Genomic DNA, 12,660 nt, shown 5'->3' with positions numbered 1-12,660 from the left:
CCGGGCTCTGATTTCGGGTGCTATTGGACGTCGAGGGGCAGCTGCTCGGCCGATGCCGGCGGCACCAGGCCGAGGTGACGCCATGCGGCCGGAGTCGCGACACGACCCCGGGGAGTGCGCGCCAGGAACCCCAGTCGTACGAGGAATGGCTCGGCGAGCTCTTCGACGGTCTCGCGCTCCTCGCCCACGGCAACCGCCAACGTCTGCACGCCGACCGGTCCTCCGTTGAAGCTCTTGCAGAGCGCGCCCAGCACGGCCCGGTCGAGCCGGTCGAGGCCGAGCTCGTCGACCTCGTACAGCGACAGCGCGTCACGCGCGACGTCGTGGTCGATCACGCCACCGGCGCGCACCTCGGCGAAGTCGCGGACTCTCCTGAGCAAACGATTGGCGATGCGCGGTGTGCCCCGGGAGCGCGACGCGATCTCCCGCCCGCCCTCCTCGTTGACCTCGAGGTCGAGCAGTCCGGCGGAGCGATCGACGATGCGGTGCAGCTCGGGCGCGTCGTAGTAGTCGAGCTGTGCCGTGAACCCGAACCGGTCACGGAGCGGACTCGGGAGCAGGCCCGCACGCGTGGTGGCTCCGACGACCGTGAACGGTGGGATCTCGAGCGGGATGGCGGTCGCACCCGGGCCCTTGCCGACGATGACGTCGACACGGAAGTCCTCCATCGCCATGTAGAGCAGCTCTTCGGCCGGTCGGGACATGCGGTGGATCTCGTCGATGAACAGGACGTCGCCCTCGTTGACGCCCGACAGGATCGCGGCCAGGTCGCCGGCGTGCTGGATCGCTGGCCCGCTGGTGATGCGCAACGGCGCACTGAGCTGGTGGGCGATGATCATCGCGATCGTCGTCTTGCCGAGGCCCGGAGGACCCGAGAGGAGCACGTGGTCGGGAGTGCGGCCGCGTGCCACGGCTGCTTCGAGCATCAGCGAGAGCTGCTCGCGTACGCGCTTCTGGCCGATCAGCTCGTCGAGGGTGCGTGGCCGCAGCGCCGCCTCGAAGGCGCGCTCCTCGGGTCCGGCTTCGGCGACGATCGCCTCGAACCCGTCGTCGTCGAACTCGGTGTCGTTCATCGGTCTTTGGCCAGGGTGCGGAGGGCTTCGCGCAGGACGACGGAGACGTCGGGCGACGGTTCGCCGGCATGATCGGCCGCCACCTGCTCGAGCGCGGCGTCGGCATCGCGTGCGGACCAGCCGAGACCCAGCAGCGCCTCGTTGACCTGGTCACGCCACTGGGGTTGCCCGGCGACGGCCTTGCTGGAGACGCCCACGCGGTCCTTTAGCTCGACGACGATCCGCTCGGCACCCTTGCGGCCGATGCCCGGGACCATCGTCAATGTCGCCAGGTCTCCCTGGCCGATCGCACGTCGAAGCCGGTCGGGATCGAGCACCGCGAGCATCGCCTGGGCCACCTTGGGGCCGACTCCGCTGGCGGTCTGCACCAGCTCGAACATGTCGCGCTCATCGGTGTCGGCGAAGCCGTAGAGCGTCATGGAGTCCTCGCGGACCACCATCGAGGTCGACAGCTGCGCCTCCTGGCCGATGCGCAGGGTGGCGATCGTGCCCGGCGAGCACATGATCTGCATGCCGACTCCCCCGACGTCGATCACGGCGGAGGTCAGCGTGACGGCGGCAACGGGACCGCGTACGTGGGCGATCATCGAGCTGCCGCCTTGTCGATGGCGTCCTGGAGTCTGTTTTGCGCTCCCCCGCGCCAGACCTGGCAGATCGCCAGGGCAAGGGCGTCGGCGGCGTCGGCGGGCTTGGGCGCCTCGGTCAGCTTGAGAAGCCGGGTCACCATCTGCGCGACCTGGGGCTTGTCGGCACGACCGCTGCCGGTGACGGAGGCCTTGACCTCGCTCGGCGTGTGGAGCTGCACGGGGATGCCGTGGCGCGCGGCGACCAGCATCGCGATGCCACTGGCCTGCGCGGTGCCCATCACGGTGCGGACGTTGTGCTGGCTGAAGACGCGCTCGATCGCGACCACGTCGGGACGGTGCTGCAGCACGCTCGCCTCGATGCCCTGCTCCAGCAGATGGAGGCGCCGGGCGGTGTCGAGGTCAGGCGAGGTGCGATAGACCCCGACGTCGACCATCGTCAGCGCGCGGCCGACCGCACCGTCGACGACGCCGAAGCCGCAACGGGTCAGACCCGGATCGATCCCCAGGACCCTCATCAGACGCGACCCTCAACCGAACGCATGTTCGACAGCCTAGTCGGCATCGCCCTCACGCCGATGACGACGCGCCGGTAGTGGCGGCTGCCCCATACGAATGCCGTCCGCGATCTCCAGCATGCGATCCCCCGAAGCGCGCCAACCCCGTACGGACTCGCTCGCCACCAGCTGCTTGCCCTTGAATGCCTCGATCGGCCACCTCCCGAGCAACGATCCGCGTATCACGACGAACAACGGGAGCAAGAGCAGGAGCAGCAGGAACTCGGCGACGAAGAACGCCAGGACGAAGATGACCGGGGCCAGGACGGCCACGGCCAGAACGACCACGACGATGACCAGCCCAATCGGTTCGTCGACCGCCCCTGCAGCATCACTGACGTCCACGACGTCATCGGGATTGCGGCGCTTCAGGCGCCAGGGCAGCCAGCGACGCTTCACCCGCCAGGTCTCCCCTGCCGGATCGACGACCTCCACCTACTGGACCTGTGCCATGACCTCGTCGGTCGCGTCGAAGTTGGAGAACACGTTCTGCACGTCGTCGCAGTCCTCGAGTGCGTCGATGAGCCTGAGGATCTTGGTGGCTGCGTCGACATCGACGTCGACCGTCATGGTCGGCACGAACGATGCGTCAGCCGATTCGTAGTCGAGGCCGGCCTCCTGCAGTGCCGTGCGTACGGCAACCAGGTCGGTGGCTTCGCAGATGACCTCGAACGAGCCGTCGAGGTCATTGACCTCCTCTGCGCCGGCATCGAGCACCGCCATCAGCACGGTGTCCTCGTCAGTCTCGCCACCCTCCTGCTCCGCGGAGACGATGATGACGCCCTTGCGGTTGAACATGTAGGACACCGAGCCCGGATCGGCCATCGTGCCGTTGTTGCGAGTCATCGCCGTACGGACTTCCATCGCGGCGCGGTTCTTGTTGTCGGTCAGGCACTCGACGAGCAGCGCGACGCCACCGGGCGCATATCCCTCGTACATGATGGTGGTGTAGTCGACCGCGTCGGCGCCGATGCCGCCACCGCGCTTGACCGCGCGATCGATGTGGTCCTTGGGCACGGATGACTTCTTGGCCTTCTGGATCGCGTCATAGAGCGTCGGGTTGCCCTCGGGGTCGGCGCCACCGATGCGGGCAGCGACCTCGATGTTCTTGACCAGCTTGGCGAACATCTTGCCGCGCTTGGCGTCGACGATCGCCTTCTTGTGCTTGGTGGTCGCCCATTTGGAGTGGCCTGACATGACGCGCCCTTCTTCTACAACACGGTGGTTAAGACTGCTTGACGAGCTCGACGAAGTAGCGATGTATGCGGTCGTCGCCTCCGACTTCGGGGTGGAACGACGTCGCCATCAGGTTGCCCTGCCGAACGGCCACGATTCTACCGGCGGCCTCCCCCGACGCCACGGTCGCAAGGACCTCGACGTCCGGACCGGTCTCCTCGACCCATGGCGCACGGATGAACACCGCGTGCACCGGATCGGCAAGACCGTCGAACTCGATGTCACCTTCGAACGAGTCGACCTGGCGTCCGAACGCGTTGCGCCGCACCGTGATGTCGAGCCCGCCAAGGGTCTCCTGGCCGTCGATGCCGCCGGTGATGCGGTCGGCGAGCATGATCATGCCGGCGCACGTACCAAACGTCGGCATACCGCCTCGGATCCGCTCGGCCAGGGGCTCGAACAGGTCGAACGTACGAGCCAGCTTGTACATCGTGGTCGACTCGCCGCCGGGCAGCACCAGCGCATCGCAGCGGTCGAGCTCCTCGGGCCGGCGGACCGTGAACGCCTCGATCCCGAGCTCGGTCAGGACGCGTACGTGCTCGCGTACGTCACCCTGCAGGGCGAACACGCCGATCGATGGAGGAGCTGGCACCGGACCAGCCTAGTGAGCGTCTGGCGACGATCGCGGCGGCGTCCGTCGACCGACGGTCACGGGACGGGCACGCAGGTCTTGCCATTGTTCTTGCCGGTGAAGCGGTACTTGTTCGACTGGGCCGACGTCCCGCCCGGAGTCGTCACCACGAGCACGAAGTCACCGGTCTCGGTGTTTTCGTTGTGCGGGATCGTCGTGCCCGCGTACGGCGCCGTGTTGTCCGCGAGATTCTGCGTCGCGGGAGACGGCAGGGTCAGGGCCGGCGAGAAGTTCGAGTAGACGATCTTGAACTGGGTGTTCGCCGGGAGGGTCGCAGGAGTCGTGTTGGCCCACGTCCACACGAAGTTGTCACCCGTCTGCCCGTTCTGCGGGGTGCAGCTCGTGATCACCGGCGCTGGCGGGACGACCAGAGGACCTTGATAGTTGCCAGCCGTGAACGTGCCGCTCGTGCCCGCGGCCGTGTCGGAGTAGAACGCCTGGGTGCTCGCCGGGGTGTCGATGCCTCCGGCGACGAGGCCGACCGTCACCATGGCGATCGAGATGCCGAAAAGCTTGCGGGTGCCCGGCCTCTTCGGGCGACGTGTGCTCGGCGCGAATGCCGTCACCACGAGCAGGCCCGCCAGCAGGCCGCCGACGAAGATCCCTGTCGGACCCGAGAGCCAGCTGGCGACATAGCCCGCCTTGGGGACGTCGAACAGCACACGGTCGGCCGAGGCAACGACGTACACCGTGGCATCGGGCGTCTTGTTCGCGTCACCCTTGAGCACCAATGAGGCCTTGCCGTCGGCAAACGACAGATCCTTGACCCGGTGGGTCACTCGTATGCCGGCGTCGGTCTTGACCGTCACGACATCGCCGATCGCGATGTCCTTGGCCTTCACGGTGTGCGAGATCGCCAACGCACCGGTGTCGATGGCGGGCGACATCGATCCGGAGCGGAAGATGACCGGCTTGATGTCGAACGCGAACGACACGATCGCGAGCAGCATGCAGAACACCCCGGCCACTGCTCCGAAGGTCAGGAGACCTTCGCGGAGCGTCCGAAACGAGAACACGCGGCGAAGGCGGCCCCTGGGCTCACCCGACGCCAGCAGCTCCTTCGCGTCGAGCGCTTCGCGTTTTGCGGCCTGAGCCGCACGGGCTGCCGACACCCGCTTGCCCTTGGCTTTCGCCAGCTTGCGACGTGACATTACGGAGCCCCGACCTGCTTGGCGTTGAACGTGAAGGTCGCTGTCGCGCTCGTGTTCTGACCCGTGGTCGTGCCGGTCGGCAGGGTCGCCACGACGCAGAACGACTCCGTACCGCCGCCACCCGCCAGCGGGCGGTCGGCGGAGATGACGTTCTGGGTGGTCGCCATCGTGCCGGTGAAGGTGGCGGTACCCGTGCAGTCCGTGGAGCCGCTCAACGATCCACCCGGCACGACCTTGAAGGTCAGCAGGGATGCAAGGGTTCCACCGCTGGTCACGCCCGTTGCCGTGTAGGTGAACCCGAGCGAGCTGGAGTTGCGCACCGCGACCAGTGCTGCCCTGGAATCACCCGGCTGCATGTTGGTCATGGCGAAGTCCGTCGCGAACTGCGTGGGGTTGTTGTCGACACCCGGAGCCGGCGAGCCGAGCTTGATGTCCAACGTCCCAGCCGAGAACGTGCCGCCCGCGAGTGTGGCGGAGTCCGTCCAGTACGCAAGCGTCCCGACCGCGCCGAGGCCGAAGACCATGCCGATGCTCAGCAGCGCGCGTACACGCGTCGACTTGATGCGCTTCAGGCCGGAGGCGGTACGCGAGGAACGGCGTTTAGACATGAGAGCTTCTCTCTGTGTGAGTTCGTCGTCGTGAGATGAGAGCGAGACCTGCGGCAAGACAGGCCGTCGCGAGAACCAGGAGCCACGCAGGTGTCTGCGTACCGGTGTCGGGCAGTGCTTCGTCGTCCTCGCCGAGGACGGCCGAGGACTGCTGGAGGTTGATGCGGAAGTTCAGCTCGCTTGCGCGCAGCTGCGTCTCGTTGGTGGAGCTCTCGTCGAGCTCGACGGTGATGGTCACCGGCACAATTTCGTCGGCCTCGACGCCGCCGACCGTCAGCAGGCGGTGCTCTGCTCCGTCCGAGGCGGTGGTCGACTGGGCGCCGCTCAGGGCCGTGACGTGGAGGTCGCCGGAGTCGATCAGGTCGCCCGCCTGATCGCCCAGGATGTCGACGGTGAGCTTTGCCGCCGTGTCGCCCTGGTTGCGTACGTAGAAGGTCTCGCTCTCCAGGTCACCCGGCACCCAGATGATGGGATTGTCGAACAGCGGACCCCCGAGGGAGGACGAGAACGTCACGCCGTTGCGGCTGAGGCCGATCTCGTCGGCCGCTGCCGCCGGGACCGCCGCCACGAGGACGATCCCGATCGTCAACGCAGCACGCAGGAAGCGCGTGATCATACGGACACCTCCGACTCTCGCCGGGACGGTCGCCGGGGGCGCGTCTCGGTGGCAGCCGTCACGAGCATGAAGGCCGCATAGATCAACAGTCCTGCTCCAGCTCCGACGACCAGGGTCTGGTGCTGTGTTCGGTCGAGCAACACGTTCGCACGGCCGAGCACCGGCACGGAGTACCACAGCTTGCCGCGCACCTGCTCGGCCCTCACCGGTGCTGCGTCAGCGGCGGTGTTGTCGTCACCCTTGGTCAGGAGACGCGGTGTTCCGTCGTCACCGACGGTCTTGGCAATCACCCGGTGCGTCGCGACCGTTGGGTCACCGGTCCTGATCTGGAACGTGATCACGTCACCGATGTCGATCTGATCCACTGGGGTGGGCTTGACGACGACCAGCGTCCCCGGCGGGAGGGACGACCTCATCGACCCGGTGAGGATCGTGTACGGCGTTGCGCCGCCGAGCTTCGGGATCAGCACACAGATCGCCAGGACGGCAAGCATCGCGAAGATGACGAACCAGGAGATGACCTGGCCGATCCACCCGGCTGTGCTCTTCATGCGTTTCTGTCCTTGCTTGGGATGTGTTCGAGGTCCTTGTCAGGGGTGCCGACGTGAGCCGGCCACCCCTGACAGGGATGAGGTGCTGATCTCAGTCGTGGATCTGCTCCAGAGCGACGACGTAGTCGCTCAGGTCGACCGACTCACCCTGGGTCTCGTTGCCCGAGGAGGCGTTGAAGGTGGCGGTCACGGTCATCTCGAGCACGTCGCCGTCGTTCGCCTCGGTGATTTCGGCGGGCGCGGGGTCGCCATCGATCGTGGCGTTCGCCGTGACCGTGACGTACGGTGCGGCGTCGGGGTCGATCTCGGCGCCGGTCACGCCGACTGTGGCGCGAAGGTGGTCGCCGGTGGCAGTGATGTCCGCCGTGCACGTCTGGGTGATGACGTCGCCCGGGACGAAGAGCGTGTCAGCGTCGACGACGATCCCCGGATCGTCTTCGGCCGTGTCCAGGCTCCAGTCCGAGCACTCGAGGCCGGTGAGCTTGAGCTCACCTGCGGTGAATGTGCCGCCGGGGAGGTTGACGCTGTCGTTCCAGAAGGCGAGCGAGCCCGCGCCGCCCAGCAGGAGGATGCCTGCTGCCGCAGCCGCGACGGCGCCCTTGGTGGATCTGTTCATGTGGGAGTCCGATCGGATGAGCGCGACCAGGACAGGTCACGCGTGCTTTGACCGACAAACGACGCGTGCACCCGAAGGACACTGGCGAGGCCCAAAGATGACCCGAAGGGACTAGACGTTATCGTCACAAATGATTCGTGCCCGGCCTGAGGGCAGGCCGCTGACGGCGGTGGCGGCGTGGGAGACGAATCTCCAGGGGATACGCCACCACCGCCGCTCCCTCTCGGATATCCCTCCCGATCGGGTTCAGCGGAGGCGAGACCGATCGCGAGCCCACAGGCTCAGCGGTTCGTGCTCCCTCTTGCTTTGCTGCCCTGCGAGGCACTCCCATACCTCGAGCAGCAACGTCGCAATGATACGCCCCTGGTGGTTCAAACCCACAGGAATCGCTCTAGTAAGCCTCGAGACCGTGATTTGCCCGGCGCCACGGGGCCGTGATGACCCAGGCGAGGGCCGCGACGAGCAGCCCGCCGACGAGGATCCCGATCGGGCTGACGGCGACCGCAAACAGGTAGCCGAGCTTCGGGATCGTCGACACGACCCTGTCGACGGACGTCTCGTTGTAGACCTGGGAGTCGGGTACGTCGTTGGCGTCGCCCTTGAGGGTGAACTGGATGCTGCTGCCGAACGGATCGACGGTCTCGACCCGGTGGGTGACCCGTACGCCGGCGCGATTCTTGACGCTGACGACATCGCCCACGGCGACGTCACCGGCAGACGAGGCGCGTGCGATCACCAGATCGCCGCGATTGATCTGCGGTGACATGGAGTCGGAGCGCACGACGATCGGAGTCACGTCGAAGATCGCGATCACCATGATCGCGAGGGTGCAGACCAGGCCCAGGAACGCCGCGACCGAGACCGGGGTCGATCGAGACGGCCGCCAGTCGCGCAGGCGACCGAGGTCGATCCATCGATGCAACACGTCAGTCCCCTGTTCCGACGAACCCGGCGTGCACTGGGAGATGCACGGACCCAGTGTGTCGGATCGTGCGCGGACCGGTCCGAATGGGCTCACGCACCGCGGAGGGCGTACGCCCTACCAGCCGCGTTCGGCCAGGCGGTGAGGTTCGGGGATGTCGTCGACGTTGATGCCGACCATGGCTTCACCGAGCCCGCGCGAGACCTTGGCGACGACGTCGGGGTCGTCATAGAACGTGGTGGCCTTCACGATCGCGGCGGCGCGCTCGGCCGGGTTGCCCGACTTGAAGATGCCCGAGCCGACGAACACGCCCTCGGAGCCCAGCTGCATCACGAGCGCGGCGTCGGCAGGAGTCGCGATGCCGCCGGCGGTGAAGAGCACGACCGGGAGCTTGCCTGCCTCGGCGACTTCCTTGACGAGCTCGTACGGGGCCTGCAGCTCCTTGGCGGCAACGAAGAGCTCGTCGTCGCGGAGGGTCTGGAGCTTGCGGATCTCGCCGGTGATGGCGCGAATGTGGGTGACGGCGTTGGAGACGTCACCAGTGCCGGCCTCACCCTTCGAGCGGATGAACGCGGCGCCCTCGGTCAGACGGCGGAGTGCCTCACCGAGGTTGGTCGCACCGCACACGAACGGCACGGTGAACTGCCACTTGTCGATGTGGTTGGCGTAGTCGGACGGCGTGAGGACCTCGGACTCGTCGATGTAGTCGACGCCGAGCGACTGAAGGATCTGCGCCTCGGCGAAGTGACCGATGCGCGCCTTGGCCATGACCGGGATCGAGACGGCCTCGATGATGCCGTCGATCAGATCGGGGTCGCTCATACGGGCAACGCCACCCTGCGCGCGGATGTCAGCGGGTACGCGCTCCAGCGCCATCACCGCGACGGCTCCGGCGTCCTCGGCGATCTTGGCCTGCTCGGCGTTGACGACGTCCATGATGACGCCGCCCTTGAGCATCTCGGCCATGCCGCGCTTGACCCTGGAGGTGCCGACCGTTGCTTCGTTGCTCACTGCGTTGTCCTTAGGGAAGTACCGGGAAAGTCACGACCCAGTCTACTCGTCAGACGCGCACCAGTTTCCGGAGTCCACGTCGCGGCGCACGCTTCGGCCGGGCGACTCCCAGCAGCTCGTCGACGTCGGTGATCTTGCGTCGCGGACGCGCTCCCCCGGCCTGCCGCTCGGCGCGGTCGATGGCACGCCAACCACGCAGGTCGACCACCTCGACACCGCCACCCTCGATCGCCGATCGCAACGACCCACGGCGCGCCCATCCACGCAAGAGGCCGGCGTTGAAGTCGGCGATCAGGTGGTCGATCGTCTCCTGCGAGCACGACTTGTTGGTGCCGATGAAGCCGGTCGGCCCGCGCTTGATCCAGCCCACCGCGTACGTTCGCGGTCCGACCCGCCCTTCGACGTTGGGGATGATCCGTGCGTGCTCGTCGAACGGCACGCCCGGAACCGCGGCTCCCCGGTAGCCGATCGAGCGGAGCACGAGTGCGGTGTCGATCGTGGCACCTTCGTCGGTCGGTCGGGCGCGTACGACGTCGTTGACCGTCTCGAGCTCGTTGCGCACCACTCGAACACCGGAGACCCGGGTCTCGCCCAGCATCTCGACCGGTGACGTGCCGAAGCGGAAGACGACCCGGCGCCCGCCCGTCGGCGGCCGCGCCACCGCCTCCCGCAACGCCTCGATCTTGCGTGCGGTCATCCGATCAGTGACCTGCACGTCGAGGTCGGCCCCCTCGACGACGAAGTCGATGTCTGTGTGCGACAACAAGCCGACCAGCTCCGGAAGCGTGAACGCCGCCTGTGCGACACCCCGCCGGCCCACGACCACGACCTCGCGAACCGCGCTCGTCCGGAGCGCCGCGAGGGCGTGATCGGCGATGTCGGTGCCCGCCAGCAGCTCCGGATCGACCGACAGGATGCGTGCGGCGTCGAGGGCGACATTGCCGTTGCCGATGATCACGGCACGTTGTCCGCTCAGGTCGAACGCATGCTGCGCGTGGTCGGGATGCCCGTTGTACCAGGCGACGAACTCGGTCGCGGTCTCGCTGCCCGGCAGGTCTTCGCCCGGGATGCCGAGGCGGCGATCCTGCGACGCACCCGTGGCATAGACCACGGCATCGCAGTGCTCCAGCAGCTCGTCGTGGGTGATGTCGTGACCGACGTCGACGTTGAGCAGGTAGTGGAATCCCGGTTGGTCCTCGATCTGGCGGAACAGCCTGTCGATCGACTTGGTCTCGGTGTGGTCGGGAGCGACTCCGCTTCGTACGAGGCCGTGCGGCGTCGGCAGGCGGTCGAGCACCGTCACGTCGACGTCGGACTGCTTGAGCAGCTCGTCAGCGGCATACAACGCGGCAGGTCCCGAACCCACGATCGCCACGTGCAGCGGCCCGGGTGCCTTGCGGATGATCGGGGTGACCGGTGCCTGGATCGGGTACGTACGCGGCTCGGCGTGGAAGAGGGCGTTGATGTCGACGAACGGCTGCTGCCGGGCGCTGATCTTGGTGTCGGGAACGATCGCCCCGACCGGGCACGCACCGACGCACGCACCGCAGTCGACACACGACTTCGGGTCGATGTAGAGCATCTCGGCGAGGCCGAAGTCGGGTTCGTCCGGCGTGGGGTGGATCGCGTTCACCGGGCAGGCGAAGACGCAGGATGCGTCCGCACAGCACGCCTGGGTGACGACGTGGGACACGTCAGCCCCCGATGAACGCGACGGGGGGTTCGCTGCGGAAGCGTGACGGGCGGCCGTCGATCTTGCAGAGGCGCCACATGCGCTTGGAGCTGCGGGTCATGAGGCCAGACTGCTCAGCCAGCATCCGGGCGTCGGCGAACATCTCCCTCAGGCGCGCCCGCGACTCCGGTGCCTTCCAGTAGATCTCCTTGATGACCTTGCGCGGGATGCCGAACTCCTTCCGGAACGCCCGCGGCGGAATCATGATCAGGTCCGCGCCGACGCGCATGATGATCGGGAACAGCATCGACACGATGAACTTGTTGAAGCGGCCGAGGTTGGGACCATGGCGCTTGATGAACTCGTGCGCGAACGAGATGTGACGTGCCTCCTCGGCGACGTGGATCTCCATGATTCGTGACATCAGCGGCGGCAGGTCCTTTCCGCCGCGCAGGATGCCCTTCTGGGTGTGGTCGATCGGCTCCTCGCCGGCGAGAACGCCGATGAAGAAGCTCACCGGGAACGTCGATGCGGCACCCGGGATGGCCCACGAGATGCGACGCATCAGCCACGGCATGCCGGGGGCGTCGACGCCGATGCGGTTGATCGCCTCCTGGAACATCTGGTTGTGGTGGCACTCCTCCGTGGCCTCGTGCATCAGGTAACGGAACTCGGGCGACTGGTTCTTGAGCTCGAAGCAGTACTGCATGATGCCGCGGATCAGGATGTTCTCGAACTGCACGCCGACGCGCAGGATGTTGGCCTGACGCCACAGGCCGATCTCGATCTGCCGCTCGACTGACTGCGCTTGGTACCACGGGTGCGCGCCCAGCGGATCGACGTTGGCGGGCAGGATCCAGCGCGGGTCTGTGCGGTCGATCTGGAAGTCAGGGTGCTCCCACGGGATGTCGACGAAGGCGTCGAAATGGTGCTCAGTGGATGCGACGGAGAGTCCGTGCAGGACGTCGGCGTACTGCTCCCGGCTGAGCGTCGAGAGCTCGGTGGGGTTGTCGAGTGTCTGGGTCATCGCTGCTCCTCAGCAGAGGTCGTACCGTCAGCATGCGCCATACCGTGGGTATGTGTCAATGATGATGTGACATTCAGCGTGTCGCATACCGGCGAACCCTTCGAACACAGCGAAGCGCCCCGCACCTGGTGGGGTGCGAGGCGCTGCGAGTGGGTCAGGCGTTGGCGCGCTTGCGGGCGGCGAACGCGATGCCCGAGGCGGTGACGACGCCACCACCGAGGAGCAGCCACGTCAGGTCGAGTCCGCCGTCGTCGGTGGTGGCGGTGAGCTCGGTCTCGGCCGGTCCGCCGGCGAACAGTGCGTCGGTGCGGTCGATCGAGTCGGCCGATCCATGGGCGCTGACGACCTCGTCAGCCGTGTCGGCCTTCTTGGTGTCGACCGTCGGCGCGGCTTGCGTGCCACCGG

The 12,660-nt window shown here is 67.0% G+C and carries 16 protein-coding genes; all 16 read right to left on the bottom strand.

Annotation, left to right across the window (positions count from 1 at the left end; all coding sequences use genetic code 11):
* Nucleotides 1–20 precede the first annotated feature (20 nt).
* Nucleotides 21–1,073 carry a Holliday junction branch migration DNA helicase RuvB gene (ruvB, locus tag ABD683_RS15670; RefSeq protein ID WP_344771004.1) on the bottom strand — a complete coding sequence of 351 codons (1,053 nt, stop codon included), beginning with the start codon at nucleotides 1,071–1,073 and terminating at the stop codon, nucleotides 21–23.
* Complete coding sequence (gene ruvA, locus ABD683_RS15665; RefSeq protein WP_344771003.1) at nucleotides 1,070–1,660, bottom strand: Holliday junction branch migration protein RuvA; 591 nt, start codon at nucleotides 1,658–1,660, stop codon at nucleotides 1,070–1,072. The genes ruvB and ruvA overlap by 4 nt, the downstream gene beginning before the upstream one ends.
* Nucleotides 1,657–2,175, bottom strand: coding sequence for a crossover junction endodeoxyribonuclease RuvC (ruvC, locus tag ABD683_RS15660; protein ID WP_344771002.1), 519 nt, complete (start codon nucleotides 2,173–2,175; stop codon nucleotides 1,657–1,659). Before ruvC ends, ruvA begins: the two co-directional genes overlap by 4 nt.
* Nucleotides 2,176–2,211: 36 nt before the next feature.
* On the bottom strand, nucleotides 2,212–2,649 hold the full coding sequence (locus ABD683_RS15655; RefSeq protein WP_344771001.1) for a hypothetical protein: 438 nt from the start codon (nucleotides 2,647–2,649) through the stop codon (nucleotides 2,212–2,214).
* Nucleotides 2,650–3,411 carry a YebC/PmpR family DNA-binding transcriptional regulator gene (locus tag ABD683_RS15650; protein ID WP_344771000.1) on the bottom strand — a complete coding sequence of 254 codons (762 nt, stop codon included), beginning with the start codon at nucleotides 3,409–3,411 and terminating at the stop codon, nucleotides 2,650–2,652.
* A 28-nt stretch (nucleotides 3,412–3,439) separates the two neighbouring features.
* Nucleotides 3,440–4,042, bottom strand: coding sequence for a pyridoxal 5'-phosphate synthase glutaminase subunit PdxT (gene pdxT, locus ABD683_RS15645; RefSeq protein WP_344770999.1), 603 nt, complete (start codon nucleotides 4,040–4,042; stop codon nucleotides 3,440–3,442).
* 56 nt (nucleotides 4,043–4,098) lie between these two features.
* Nucleotides 4,099–5,232, bottom strand: coding sequence for a signal peptidase I (locus ABD683_RS15640; RefSeq protein WP_344770998.1), 1,134 nt, complete (start codon nucleotides 5,230–5,232; stop codon nucleotides 4,099–4,101).
* On the bottom strand, nucleotides 5,232–5,840 hold the full coding sequence (locus ABD683_RS15635) for a SipW-dependent-type signal peptide-containing protein (protein ID WP_344770997.1): 609 nt from the start codon (nucleotides 5,838–5,840) through the stop codon (nucleotides 5,232–5,234). Before ABD683_RS15635 ends, ABD683_RS15640 begins: the two co-directional genes overlap by 1 nt.
* Nucleotides 5,833–6,456, bottom strand: a complete 624-nt coding sequence (locus tag ABD683_RS15630) for an LPXTG cell wall anchor domain-containing protein (RefSeq protein ID WP_344770996.1) — start codon at nucleotides 6,454–6,456, stop codon at nucleotides 5,833–5,835. Before ABD683_RS15630 ends, ABD683_RS15635 begins: the two co-directional genes overlap by 8 nt.
* Complete coding sequence (locus ABD683_RS15625; RefSeq protein WP_344770995.1) at nucleotides 6,453–7,007, bottom strand: signal peptidase I; 555 nt, start codon at nucleotides 7,005–7,007, stop codon at nucleotides 6,453–6,455. The genes ABD683_RS15630 and ABD683_RS15625 overlap by 4 nt, the downstream gene beginning before the upstream one ends.
* Before the next feature lie 91 nt (nucleotides 7,008–7,098).
* Nucleotides 7,099–7,623: an alternate-type signal peptide domain-containing protein gene (locus ABD683_RS15620; protein WP_344770994.1), complete on the bottom strand. Its 525-nt coding sequence runs from the start codon at nucleotides 7,621–7,623 to the stop codon at nucleotides 7,099–7,101.
* A 391-nt stretch (nucleotides 7,624–8,014) separates the two neighbouring features.
* On the bottom strand, nucleotides 8,015–8,548 hold the full coding sequence (locus ABD683_RS15615) for a signal peptidase I (protein WP_344770993.1): 534 nt from the start codon (nucleotides 8,546–8,548) through the stop codon (nucleotides 8,015–8,017).
* Between the two features lie 114 nt (nucleotides 8,549–8,662).
* Nucleotides 8,663–9,556 (bottom strand): pyridoxal 5'-phosphate synthase lyase subunit PdxS, encoded by an 894-nt coding sequence (pdxS, locus tag ABD683_RS15610; RefSeq protein WP_344770992.1) that lies wholly within the window; start codon nucleotides 9,554–9,556, stop codon nucleotides 8,663–8,665.
* A 49-nt stretch (nucleotides 9,557–9,605) separates the two neighbouring features.
* Nucleotides 9,606–11,249, bottom strand: a complete 1,644-nt coding sequence (locus ABD683_RS15605; protein WP_344770991.1) for an FAD-dependent oxidoreductase — start codon at nucleotides 11,247–11,249, stop codon at nucleotides 9,606–9,608.
* Nucleotide 11,250: 1 nt separating this feature from the next.
* Complete coding sequence (locus ABD683_RS15600; RefSeq protein WP_344770990.1) at nucleotides 11,251–12,255, bottom strand: AurF N-oxygenase family protein; 1,005 nt, start codon at nucleotides 12,253–12,255, stop codon at nucleotides 11,251–11,253.
* A gap of 154 nt (nucleotides 12,256–12,409) precedes the next feature.
* Nucleotides 12,410–12,660 (bottom strand): hypothetical protein (locus ABD683_RS15595; protein WP_344770989.1); only part of this gene is annotated, 251 nt, incomplete at its 5' end.

This window comes from Aeromicrobium panaciterrae, assembly GCF_039537165.1.
GTDB lineage: Bacteria > Actinomycetota > Actinomycetes > Propionibacteriales > Nocardioidaceae > Aeromicrobium > Aeromicrobium panaciterrae.
Note: the sequence above shows the minus strand (reverse complement) of the source record. Positions and strands in the feature narration are given on the sequence as shown.